Below are 12,324 nucleotides of genomic sequence, written 5' to 3'. Positions count from 1 at the left end.
GTGACGGATTGCGGCGGGCCCCCGCCTTTGCCGCCCCGTGCCGTCCGGGGACGCAGTGATGGGGCGTACCCGCCAAGGATAAGGGGAGAGGAGCATATGCTGGAACAGCCGAGGAGGTCGAAAGGCGGCATGGACGGCGTAATGCCGTCGTCATCGACCGGGAGGATCGCGACCCCACCGCCATGGAGTCGGCCGCGATCGCCGAAGCGGAGCGGGTGCTCGACGAGCTGGGGGAGGTCGAGGACGGGGGCGAGACGGGCGCGGATGCTATCCTGTCAGGGAGCTTTCGCGCCCGTCTCGCCCCCGTCCGGAGGTGGGATGCGGGTGAAAGCGTGGAAACGGAACCGGCTGTCGCAGGCTCCCGGAGCCGACGCGTCGGTCCCCGTCGCGAGAACTGGAGTCTAGCCTCATGGACAGGTGATACATCGCGCATACGGCGGTATGGCGATGGGTTCATTTTTGCTCTTCGGAGCGGCATGCAGAAGCCGGAAACAACGGTTCCTGCGAGCCTTGGGCACGTCCAGCCCAAGGCTCGTCCTTTTCACTCCGGGTCCCGTAGGGGGCTGTCTTGTTCGGATCAAGGATTTGATTGCCGGTTTGCAGGCGCATGAGCCGGCCGCCCAGTTTCTGCACGTCCCGTTCGAAGGTTTCGGATTGCGGGTCGAGCCATACCTGCCTATTGTCCGCGTTCGCGACTTCCTCCTTTTGCTCCATGACGCGTGCATGCTGGTCATGCGTCCAGCGGGAGACGTGCCGGCGGGTGGCGTACGGGTTGGCGGGGCGGCGCGCCTACGATCAGCCGGCATCCCGCTCCGCCCCGCAATCTCCGGCATGGAACGCACAAGGCGTAACCTTTTGTTTCGGCCGATGGGAGGGCATTCGTCGCTGCGCCACGGCGCCTATCCTGCTGTTTTTGACTTTTTGCGGGTTTGGCGATAGTCTTATCCGTCCGTATACGCACATTATCGCCTGTGAGGAGTGTTGCATGGGGTACAAGACCATCCGGCAGACGCTGGCCATGGAATCGCGCACCATCCCGCCAACGCAAGCCGCCCAGCAGGAATACGACGAACGGCTCCGGGGCTGGTCCACATACCGTTCGGGTCTTGTCCTGGACGGCCACGAGATGTTCGCCGTGCTGTTCGCGCAGCTCGGGCGCGATATGGACAAGGTCCGCGAACTGGAAACCCGGGTGGAGACGTTGTGGGACAACCTGCCGCCCATCGCATGCCGCGCATACCTCATGGATCTCATCGGCGCAGAGGTGCAAAGCACGAACACCATCGAGGGTGTGCACACCACACGCAAGGAGATAGCCGAGGCGTTGCAGGCCGCCAGCACCGATACGGGGCATACGCGATTGAGCGAATTCGTCAAGCTGTTTCTCGGCCTTTCCGACACCGGCGCCGAGGGGCTGGATCTTCCCTCCTCCCTTGAGGACATTCGTCGCATATACGATCAGGTGATGGACGGCGAGCTGGACGCCAAGGATGTGCCGGACGGGCAGATGTTCCGCAAAGGGACCATCGCGGTGTGGGACGAAAGCACCGGACGCAAACTGCATGACGGCGCATGGCCCGAAACCCGCATCCAGGTGCAGTTGACGCAATGGCTGTCATTGGCGCACGACCAAGATGTTCCGCCACTGGTGCGGGCCGCCATGTGTCATTACGCGTTCGAACACATCCATCCGTTCTACGACGGCAACGGGCGTACGGGGCGTTTCCTGTTCGCGCTGCAATTAAGCAAGCATTTGTCCACGCCTACCGCGATCAGCATCAGCACCGTCATCGCCGACCATAAAACGCAGTATTACAAAGCGTTCGACGACGCCCAGCATCCGTTGAACTGTTCGGACGTGTCCCTGTTCTGCCATCGTATGACACGGTTCGTGGCCGAGGCGCAGGAGAACATCATCACGCAATTGACCGAAAAACAGTCCCTGCTGGCGGCGGCGCAGGCCTCTCTGCTGGCATACGGCCGACAGGAGGGCATGTCCGACCTGCAGCAGGGCGTCCTGTTCTTCCTCATTCAGGAGGAACTGTTCGACAGGGTCCCCATGCCCGTGACGCGTAGGATTCTTCGCGAGGCGCTGCATATCGGTGAGCGCAGGATCGTGTCCGCGCTTGATGCGCTTGTGGAGGCGGGTCTGCTGCAGACGCATGGCGCCAAGCCGATCCGCTACTCGCTGTCCGAGACCGGGCGCGCACGGTTCCTGGACGTCTGACCTCATGTGGGCGTGCCGGCGGCGTGCGACGCGTTCACGATCCGGCCCGTTCCCTGTCGTCGCGCAGCAGTCGCTGGTATGCGACGGAGCCGAGTCCGCCGGTGATGTCGCATTGCGCGCCGATGTCGGCGAGGTCGGCCGTACGGACGGGCCGTTTCGTGCCCGTCGTTGCCGTACCGGGATCCGCATGTCCGGATGGTTCGCCCGTCATGGTCGGCTCCGGTCGTGGAGGGCGGCGTCCGGGCGGAACAGGGGGAGCCATCCGTCGATTTCGCGGATGCGGCGCCGCAGCAGCATCCCCGCGCCTGTGACGCCCTCCCGGTCCCGGCCGCGCGCCCACCGGGCGCGGATGGTAAGGGAGGCGGCGGCCGCGGTGAGCCGGGCGTGGACGGCCGTCATGTCCTCCACCATGGCGTCCGGGTCGCCGATCCGCTGCATGAGGGCGGGGATCATATGCCGCATCCGGTCGACGCGGCGCACGTCCCGGAGCGTGTCGGGCATGCTGCGTCGCAGGTACGCCATGCCGTACGCCATCGTAACGTTCTCGTTGCACATGCCCACCCTCTATGCGTCCCCCGTCGACGCATAGAGGGTGGGCATGATGCATGCCGGAGCCGGCCAGACCCGTGTCGATGACGACCGTCACCGGACCCGATGCGGGGCCGCCGGCCGCACCATCCGATCGGGAAAGGACGGAAAGAACATGAACATGACACGCACCGACCATGGCGTCATCGCCGCCGCCCTCGCCATGGCGTTCACGGCCATCACGGCCATCACGGCCGTCCCCGCCGCACTGGCCGAGGATACGCGCATCACGGACGACGACCTGCTGCGCGCCCAACCCCTGACCGTGACCGCCGCGTCCGACATCACGGATCGGCGCCTGTCCGCGATCCGGCTCGCCCAGTACACGTATGCGACCACGGACGGCGACCATCTGACCGGCTATGACCTGCGAACCACGCAGCCCCTGGCCGGCGCGATCGGCTCGGCGCTCGACAAGACGGGCATGACCGGCTACGACAAGGACGATCCGATGCAATGGGTCGTGAGCAATCTGCTCGATGCGCGGTCCTCGCCGTGGGCGGGCCGGCTGCGTGACTTCATCGACACATTGCGCGCCGAACACGCCATACAGGACATGCCCGGCACCGCGCTGCGCCCCGACCCGGCGGATGCGAAACGCCAGAGCGCGCAGGTCACGCCCGGCATATATCTGGTCCTCGACCGCACCGCGAGCGGCCGTGCCTCCATCGCCGGCATGACCGGCACCGGCATCGACGGCAAGACCACGCTCAAGACCGACAAAGGCACCTACACGTTGGGCGACGTCGAATACAAGGTCCACGACATCACCGTCGGCAAACGCATCACCGCCGTCGAGGACGAGGCGCGGGGCGATGTGAACACGGACGGCCTGTCGGCCGACACGGAACAGGGACGCACGCTCACGATGCGCCTGACCACGAGCGTGCCGAACCACACCGGCTACGACAAGTACTATCTCGCCCTGACCGACACGTACAGCAAAGGCCTGACGTTCGACATGCGGACGGCCGACATGACCGTGAGCGTGGACGGCAAGCCGCTCGACGCGCAATACTGGCATGTCGACGACATCCGGGACGGCGCGTTCACGATCCGTTTCGGCACCGCGGACGGCGACATCATCCCCGACAAGGACAGGTTTCCCATCGACGCGCCCATCACCGTCACCTACAAGACCCGCCTCGACCAGGACGCCATCGCAGGCGCCGCCGACACGAACACCGTCAGCGTGGAATACTCGCACAACCCGAACACGTGGACCGACCATGAGACCAGACAAGGCGACACCGTGAGCGTGCACACCGGGGCGACCGCCATCTCCAAGACCGACATGAACAGCCAACCCCTGGCCGGCGCCGAGTTCCAGCTGCTCGACCAAGGCACACCCCGCGCCGTCGTCAGGACCGGCGACGGTGCCTACCGCATGGCCATGCCCGGTGAGGAGAACACCACCATGACCCTGCTCACCGACAAAGACGGGCATCTGAGCGTCAACGGCACCGACGGCACCTACACGCTCAAGGAGACGAAATCCCCGTACAGTAATCCGTTCCTGCCGCAGGCCGACCTGACCGTGGCCGTGGACGACAAAACCGGCACGATCACCGTCAGCGAGACCGGCGGCGACCGCGACGCCATGATCGGCATCACCGGCGGCGACACGGTGCAGGTCATGAACGCGCGCAATCTCATGGAGATGCCCAAGACCGGCGCCACATGGCTCACGATCTGGACGATCGGATGCGTGACCGCGGCCGTCGGCGGCCTGCTGCTCATCCACCGCGGCCGCAAGGCCCGTGATTGACCGGAAGGGATGGCGGACACATGTGCAGGCACGGCGACCCGCGGGCGGCGACGCGGTGGCGCACACTCCTGGCCGGATGCGCGCTGCTCGTCGTGTCCGCGCTGTGCGTCACCATCCCGTTCGGTATGCAGCACGCCAACCGGAACCGGCTCGCCGATACCGGCACGCGGCATGCGACCGCGGCGGCCGTCATGGACCGGGACACGCGCGACAGGGAGCTGGACGAGGCGCGCTCCTACAACCAGCGGCTCGCCGCCGCCGGCCAAACCGTGCTGGGCGACAACCCCGACCCGTTCTCCGGCACGGACGACCCCGCGTACGACACGGACTACCTGCATGCGCTGGACATGCCCGAAGACGGGATCATGGCCACTATCCGATACCCGAGTCTGGGCATCAGCCTGCCTGTGCGCCACGGCACCGGCACGGACACGCTTAGTCGGGGTGCGGGCCACCTGTACGGTACAAGCCTGCCGGTCGGCGGCACGGACACGCACACGGTGATCAGTGCGCACACCGGCTTGGCGGACACGCTCATGTTCGACAAGCTGCACTCGTTGGGCGGCCGGGCCCGTGTGGGGGACGTGTTCTATCTGACCGTCCTCGACCGGACCCTCGCCTACAAGGTCACAGGCATACAGGTCGTGGACCCGGACGATTTCGACGCGTTGACGATCCAACCCGGCAAGGACATGGCGACGCTGCTGACCTGCACCCCGTACGGCGTCAACAACAAACGTCTCCTTGTCACCGGTGAACGCGCCGCCATGCCCGCGCAGGCGCCCCTGCCCGCACAGGCGCCCGAGGACCGCACATGGCTGTGGGTCTGGGCGCCCATCGCCGCCCTATGGGTGGGCGTCCTTACCATCATCGCCGTCAGCCTTGCCCGCCACGGGCGACGCAGACCCCCGCATCTGCACCAACGACGCCCACGACACGAACCCGCACCCGACACCCTCGAATTTCGCATCATCCAACCCGAAACGAGCCTGCCATGAGCCTGCATCACACGACCCGTCATACACGCCGCGTCGGCGGCATCCTGCTCATCATCAGCCTGCTCACCGGCCTCCTGGGCATGGGCATGATTGCACCCGCACATGAGGCGCAGGCGGCGAACCTGACCATGAGCGACACCATGATCGACAGCTTCACCGCGAAAATCCACCGCGCCGACATGGAAGAGGGCGAATACGAGGACCTGACGGACAATAGCACCGTATCCGTGTATGACACGATCCGTTGGCAGTTGGGATTCAACGTGCCGGCGGGCACGTTGAGCGACGCGAACCCCACGTTGCAAACCTATCTGGAATTGGACGGCGGCCGTGATAACTGGCTGAACCTGCAATCCGGCTTGTATGGCACGTGGATCGGTACGATCATGGTCAACGGCGAACAGGCCGGCGACTACCAGATACGCATCCTCAACCCCACCTACGACGGCAATGACACGCATGAAGTGCATACGGGGTATTACCCGCCGGTGAAGGACAACCTATACCAGTACCGTATCCGCATACGGTTCACATTCAACAAGGAGTTCATCAACCGCAACCAGACCATGCCCATCAACGACGGCACCCTCTGGTTCGACCAGGATGCCTACTGGCTCGGCGGAGACGGCGCTACTCCAACCGTGGGCATTGGGGATCACACCATGCGCCTGACCGTGCAGGGCATGCATGTTGCTTTGGACAAGGAAGCCATCGGGGACCCCGTCTACAATCCCAAAACCGGGCTGGTCGATCAGAAATGGCGGGTCGCCGTCACCAACGATGGCACCATGGATCTGCCAAATGGGTGGACGCTGGCTGACACCATGTACAAGAACGACGCGCCCGCGAGCATCCTCAACAACACCGGAAGCGTGGATTCGGTCGGATTCGCCTGCAACATCAGCTATCCATCCAGCCAATGCGTTTACGGTAATACAGGGGCTACTGTGCATCCACCCATTGAGGGAGCCCTGAAGGGTACTGTTGCCCTTTCTGGCATTCCATGGTTTTTCATGGGTGAAGACGGGGCGTATAACGGCACCTTGCGCCGTGTCCAATATAGTTATACTAAAGTTCCTTATTTATCCTATTTGTCTAAGCCCTCCTACAACTCTGAAGTGTGGACGATGGATACCCTCAAAGCAGGTGACACCATCACGTATGAGTACACGTCGCACAGTCCATGGAGCGATGAGTATGATCACGTTACCAACCGTGTCATCCTGTCCCCGAACAGCAAATATTATCCGGACATCCTGTCGGACACCGCGCAATACGCGATGCCAGACAAAGGCGCCGGCACCCCGTATCTGAAGACCACGAAATTATACGGGTCCAGCAAGCCGATTGGGGATTGTCTGGAAGGCGAGGACGGGTGTTTGACACAATCCACATGGAAGACCGTCATCGAGAACACCGGCGATGGCGACCAGCAGCCCCCGTGGCAAATCGTGGACCAACTCAACCGCAGTGGCATCAGCGCCAACCCGTGCTCACCCGACGGGAAGTATTCGTGGTTCCGTGCTGAGGACATCCAGCAGATGATCGACAACCTCAAAGAGCAAGGGTTCGATGCTGAATTGGACGCGGTGGAAACCTGCGCCGTCGAGGCGACGCCCACTCCGGCGAACGGTTGGCATAATGTGGCCGATCTGGCCGATTTGGACGGATCGTACGCATCCCGTAGTGTGGTGGGTGCGAAACTACGCGTCAACACCGTGCTGAAAGCCGGCGGGAAGATCAGCATCGAATACAACTCCACAGCCCAAGGATACGGGTATACCGGTGAACGACGATACTACAATGCGGCGCAGGCGTGCTCGTGGATCAACAACAACTGGGTGTGCTATCCGGGTACGTCCACGTCGAACGTGCGCACCATCCAACAATTGCTCAAAAGCTGCGGCGGCTTCTACGGCGATAGCCAAACTTACAACACCGGCTCCTATGATGGCAAACGCTGGTGGCTGGGGTTGGAAACCGAACAATCCACCAAAACAGCCGAATTGGGCTCATGCGGCATTAAAGCCGATCTTGCACCCGCCGACCGTGGCAAACCAGTCACGTTCCACGAAACCATGACCGCTTACGAGAACAGGTCGAACGACATCCCCAAAGGCTTCACCCTCGTAGGCAGCACGAACCGGTCCTGCACCCCCAACGGCACCAACAACGCCACCTGCTGGGGCGTTGAGGCACCCACCACCATCGGGCAGCAAGTGTCGAAGACCGTGAACAACGGCAACACCACCATCACTGTCACCAAAACCGGGGAAGGGGAGTGGGACATCACCTTCCACACACCCAACCAAAACACGAACTATTGGTCGAGCATCCTGTTCTATGTCGTCTACCAAAACAAAGACTTCGACAAAGACGCCTGGAAGGATGTGGACCGGAACGGACGTATCGAACACTCCATCGGCGGCCGCAACACCGTGCGTGCAGTGGTGAAAAACGGCATCATGGACCTGACCGCATCCGATTACTGGTATCACTACCATTACGACAACGGGTCTGTCACCGCCGCCAAGACGAAAACCTCCCACACGCCAGAAGGCGCAAGCGGCACAAAAGTCACATATAGTACCGGGTTCAACCCGAATGCCATCGATCTGAACCCGGACGGCGCCACCGTGAGCCTATCGGATACGGTGACAGGGCTGACGGATAAGGACACCGTAGCCCTCATGCCTGGCAGCGCGGTGGTGAGATACTTGACCGAACCCCAAGCACAAAGCATCGGCCACTCTGCGACCGGTAGCTATTCTTCCGGGGTGGGACCTTTACATTCAAATGTCCGTTCCGGTTACGGCTACTATTACACGTGCAGCAACATCCCCTCCACCCCGCCATCGGATGCGAAAACCCTTGACCCGGACATGTACACCGCCAGTTGGGATGCCGCCACCAACACGCTCACCGTGGACGGATTGCCCGACAACGCGCGCATCTGGGTCGAGTACGCGCTCGTCTACAACAGCGTCAACACGCAACTGTCGAACATCAGGAACACAGCCATGCTCACCGTGGACGGCGAACCGGTAGAAGGCATCAGCACCGCCACCACAACGAACACGTTCCCCATCTACAAAAGCGCCGCCGTGGCGAAAATCCAAGGCGTCTACCTGAAAAAGACCGACAAGGACGACACGACCCTGCTATTGCCGGATGCGGTGTTCGACCTGCAACGATGGGACGGCACGCAATACGTGCACGACCGGACCATCACCACCAGTGATACAGCGGCGAGCGTAGTGGACAAACTGGAGTGCGGCACCGCATACCGGCTCACCGAAACACAAGCACCCGACGGCTACCAATTGGACGCCACACCCTACGACTTCGCGTTGAAAGCATGCGAAGCGCCCACCAACCTCAAACCCGACGATTGGAAAGGCGTGGAGCATATCAGCATGGACACCATCACCCGCACCAACCAGCTGTTGCCCATGACGCACACGATGCCGCTGACGGGCGACGGCCGATGGCTGATCCTCCTGCTTGCGGTGTCCGTGTTGACGGCCGGCGTCGGCGTCGCGCTGGTGGTACGTGGCGGCAGACGCTGACAATGAGGTGTGCGCTGTAGCTCTGGCGAGTGCTGATTTGCTTTGCATCGTGGGGTCGTGCCATACTGAGGGCAACCGCAAACGGCTGAAAGCGCTTTCGCTGTTTGCGCAGCGAAAGCGGACCATGACTGAATGACCAGTGGACATGACAGATAAAAGAGCGGAACGAGATGCACGCAGCCGCATGACAAGGCATGAGCCTTTGCGATATGGCTGGAGAGGGCAAGAGCCGCCGCACCTCACCGATGATTGCGACGACCGGTTCATTCGTGAACTTGCTGAACTTCTTGCCAACCAGCAGTTTCTGGCTGAAAACCTGGACTGGAAGAACCGAGACAAGTACATGAGACGCACACGCATGTTCATCAGGCAGAAGATGGACAGAATACGAGAAGGTCATGCCTACCCCAGATCGGACATCAGATCCTTGGAACTGGCCGACGAGCAGGGGATTCCCCTCTTCGAGATGCGGTGGCACCGCACCATGTATCTGCGCGAGGACGATAAGCAGGATGAGCATATCCGGCAGTATTGCGCCGAACCGGACGATATGCCCGGTTGGGTATTCGGTCTGGTCGTCCATTTCAAAAACGTCAATGGGCAGGACGAGAAGAAGATACATGAAGAGCAGGATGAGCATATCCGAGATGCGATCACCCGATACCGAGACAATGCACGAATCGGATGGAGCCGTCCATGAAGGCGGCGTGATGCACGGATACGGAAAGGCAGGTGATGAACATGACGGACGCCTATGATTACGACGCATTGGCCTACACGCTTTACCGGGAGGCGGACGACCTGATCGAGAAGCTGGTGGCGATCCGCGACGCCCGGGGCATGAGCGTCGCGGATCTTGCCGAGGAGATGAACGTTGACGCCGCCACCATTGTCGGCGTGGAGGACGGCAGCGTCGAGCCTACATTGCAGCTACTTGTCGATTATGCGTTGGAAGCCGGGGCGATACTTCATGTTCAGGTCGAGCCGGCGCCCTCAGGCAAGTCGTCGTCCTACAGTTTCAGCAGGCCTACGGAATCGGCGGTCTGCGCCGCTGAATGGGGGAACGGCGACATTGCCATGATTGACACCATTGTCCCGATCAATGAGCGGAATGAGACGCCCGAGAAAATGCATATCATCTCACAGGGAGCACGACAGGCGTACGTCGTCTCCACGGCACGGGATATGAACACGACGGAGGCTGTAACATGCTGAGATTGAATAACATCATGCCCTTGTCAAAATCGTCGGCTCGGGTCGTTGAAGAGAAAAGAGTGACCGGCAGGTTGGAGTTCACCTGCACTTTCACGCTCAATGACACGGCCGACCGGCCATGGGCGCAGGAGATGACCGTGGACATCAATGTGTCACTCATGGGTGAGCATGATAATCGTGCTGAACTCATGCATGCCCAGAACACCTACGCGGTCGGGTTCACCGAAGCGGCTGATGGGGCTTCCCCTGAGGTCACGGATGCGGTGTGGCCGTATGTGCGCCCCGATGTCGTCGAGTGCTTCCGAACCTATGGTCTGCCGGCGGATGCGATCCCCTTGCATATGATGGCCAGCGGGGACGACGGAAGCGTTGAGGATGCAGCAGTTCCGGTCTGATGTTATTGCCGCTTTCCTGACGATGGCAACCAAGGCCTGGCGTATCGCTTCGCTTCCTCGGCATGACGGAAACATGCCGAACTGCTCGAAACCAGTCTAGCGCGACGACGCCAAGCCGCCCAGGATGCGATCCGGGCCGCGCCATGGGGCGATCGACGTTTTTCTGCGACCATCGGCCCGGCCGGAACATGGTCAGTGGTCGAGGATGATGCGTGCGATCATGTCGGCCGTGAGGGCCTGCCGCGGCAACGGTCCACGCCGCTCCGACATCGACCGGTGGATGAACTCGGCCTCACGTTTCGCCGTATCCCGGTCGCCTGCGCGATAGGCGGCGAACACGCCCAGCGAATCCGCGAGCCATCCGGCATCCTGCGTATCATCCGCGTTGCCGGCGACGCAGTCCATGATCGTGGACATGCTCTCCGCCGTGGCCCGTGCCTGCCGGTTGGAGGGCGCCTCGAGACGATCCCGCAGCCGCCGCTCCAGATCGCCCTCACGGCTCGGACTGTGCGCGACCAGGGCGGTGACCGCGTCCACCGTGCCGTATGGGTCATGGTTGACGCCCAGCGCGAGCGTGGACAGGGATGCCTTGTCGCCGGTCGGGTCCGGGGCGCCCATCAATTTGACGATGGCGTCACGCACATCCGGGCCGAGCGGAAGCCCGTCACCCGTGTAGGCCGCCTCACGCAGGCAGATGACGTCGTTGAGGTCACGGCCCACATAGGGCGCGTTGCGCTCATACTGCCGGTACCGGCTCGCAGCCTCCCGGCGGGCGCGGTCGGCATGCCGGTAGCCTACGCCGTCGTGTGCCCTGTCGTCGGAGAGCATGTACTGGACGTATTCGTTGCCGTCGCGGTTCATGGCGACGATCTGTTCGGGCGACAGGCGTGCCATGTCGAGACCGGGGTGACGGCAGGACAGTTCGTACGCGTCGGCGCAGTATGCGGGCCGACCGGCCCATGCCCGGTTCCACTCGTCCTCGCTGACGTAGCCGTCCGGGGTGGCGTGCACCCGGTCGCCGGGCCGGAAGTCCATGTCCTCACGCGACCGTGTGGCGAGCCGTTCGCCGACCTGTCGGATGTTCTCCACCATGCCGTCGCCGATCGGGTCGCCCGGCTCGTGGTCGTCCTCGTATTTTTCCGTGTAGAACGCGACTTCGGGTTCGAATCCGGCGTCGTAGGTGGCTTCGATCTCGGCGGGCGTCATATGGGCGACGTCGTCGGAGGAGTACTCCCCGTTGTCGGCGAGCATCCACGCCTTCTCCTCAAGCGGATGGCCATCCCACACGTCGCTCCAGTCGGATTCGGCGACGTAGTCGCCCCAGTCGTTGATGCGGTAGCAGCCGCCGACGGGCAGCGTGTCCCAGTCCTGTCGGCGGTCGAACAGCCCCTCGGCGATGTCGTTCACATCGTCCATGAACCGGTCGCCGACGGGGCGGGTCGGGTCCGGCCCCGTCATGGCGGGCAGGGGGGTGGCGCCGTGCCGTGTCGTGTCGTACTGGCCGCCCGTCCCGTTCGGGCTGCCTTTCGGTTTCCTGGGCTGTTCCATGTCATGCTCCTTTCCT

At 62.5% G+C, this 12,324-nt stretch carries 11 protein-coding genes; 7 read left to right on the top strand and 4 right to left on the bottom strand.

Annotated features, from left to right (window positions below; translation table 11 throughout):
- Positions 1-453: 453 nt before the first annotated feature.
- Entirely contained in the window at positions 454-714 is a 261-nt protein-coding gene (locus D2E22_RS01210) for a hypothetical protein (protein ID WP_126031296.1), read from the bottom strand.
- 271 nt (positions 715-985) lie between these two features.
- Here D2E22_RS01210 and D2E22_RS01205 point away from each other — a divergent pair, with 271 nt between their 5' ends.
- Positions 986-2,227, top strand: coding sequence for a Fic family protein (locus D2E22_RS01205; RefSeq protein WP_126031295.1), 1,242 nt, complete (start codon positions 986-988; stop codon positions 2,225-2,227).
- A gap of 34 nt (positions 2,228-2,261) precedes the next feature.
- On the opposite strand, the gene D2E22_RS10420 is transcribed toward D2E22_RS01205, so the two are convergent.
- Together D2E22_RS10420 and D2E22_RS01200 are read right to left on the bottom strand one after the other, a co-directional pair.
- On the bottom strand, positions 2,262-2,438 hold the full coding sequence (locus D2E22_RS10420; protein WP_164518359.1) for a hypothetical protein: 177 nt from the start codon (positions 2,436-2,438) through the stop codon (positions 2,262-2,264).
- Complete coding sequence (locus tag D2E22_RS01200; protein ID WP_126031294.1) at positions 2,435-2,782, bottom strand: hypothetical protein; 348 nt, start codon at positions 2,780-2,782, stop codon at positions 2,435-2,437. The genes D2E22_RS10420 and D2E22_RS01200 overlap by 4 nt, the downstream gene beginning before the upstream one ends.
- A 148-nt stretch (positions 2,783-2,930) precedes the next feature.
- Between D2E22_RS01200 and D2E22_RS01195 the strand changes: the two genes are divergently transcribed.
- From D2E22_RS01195 to D2E22_RS01170, 6 genes are all read left to right on the top strand, one after another.
- A complete protein-coding gene (locus D2E22_RS01195) occupies positions 2,931-4,583 on the top strand; it encodes an isopeptide-forming domain-containing fimbrial protein (RefSeq protein ID WP_164518358.1) in 1,653 nt (550 codons plus the stop codon).
- A gap of 20 nt (positions 4,584-4,603) precedes the next feature.
- Positions 4,604-5,581, top strand: coding sequence for a class C sortase (locus D2E22_RS01190; protein ID WP_126031292.1), 978 nt, complete (start codon positions 4,604-4,606; stop codon positions 5,579-5,581).
- Entirely contained in the window at positions 5,578-9,150 is a 3,573-nt protein-coding gene (locus D2E22_RS01185) for a SpaA isopeptide-forming pilin-related protein (RefSeq protein WP_126031291.1), read from the top strand. The genes D2E22_RS01190 and D2E22_RS01185 overlap by 4 nt, the downstream gene beginning before the upstream one ends.
- Before the next feature lie 145 nt (positions 9,151-9,295).
- Entirely contained in the window at positions 9,296-9,850 is a 555-nt protein-coding gene (locus D2E22_RS01180; RefSeq protein WP_126031290.1) for a hypothetical protein, read from the top strand.
- A gap of 35 nt (positions 9,851-9,885) precedes the next feature.
- Positions 9,886-10,365, top strand: coding sequence for a helix-turn-helix domain-containing protein (locus tag D2E22_RS01175; protein ID WP_126031289.1), 480 nt, complete (start codon positions 9,886-9,888; stop codon positions 10,363-10,365).
- Positions 10,359-10,760: a hypothetical protein gene (locus D2E22_RS01170; RefSeq protein WP_126031288.1), complete on the top strand. Its 402-nt coding sequence runs from the start codon at positions 10,359-10,361 to the stop codon at positions 10,758-10,760. The genes D2E22_RS01175 and D2E22_RS01170 overlap by 7 nt, the downstream gene beginning before the upstream one ends.
- A 192-nt stretch (positions 10,761-10,952) precedes the next feature.
- Here the strand turns inward: D2E22_RS01170 and D2E22_RS01165 are convergent, their stop codons facing one another.
- The gene (locus D2E22_RS01165) at positions 10,953-12,308 is read right to left on the bottom strand and encodes a hypothetical protein (protein ID WP_126031287.1); all 1,356 of its coding nucleotides are present in this window, start codon (positions 12,306-12,308) and stop codon (positions 10,953-10,955) included.
- Positions 12,309-12,324: the final 16 nt, after the last annotated feature.

Source organism: Bifidobacterium castoris (assembly GCF_003952025.1).
GTDB lineage: Bacteria > Actinomycetota > Actinomycetes > Actinomycetales > Bifidobacteriaceae > Bifidobacterium > Bifidobacterium castoris.
This window is presented reverse-complemented; position numbering and strand designations above follow the sequence as displayed.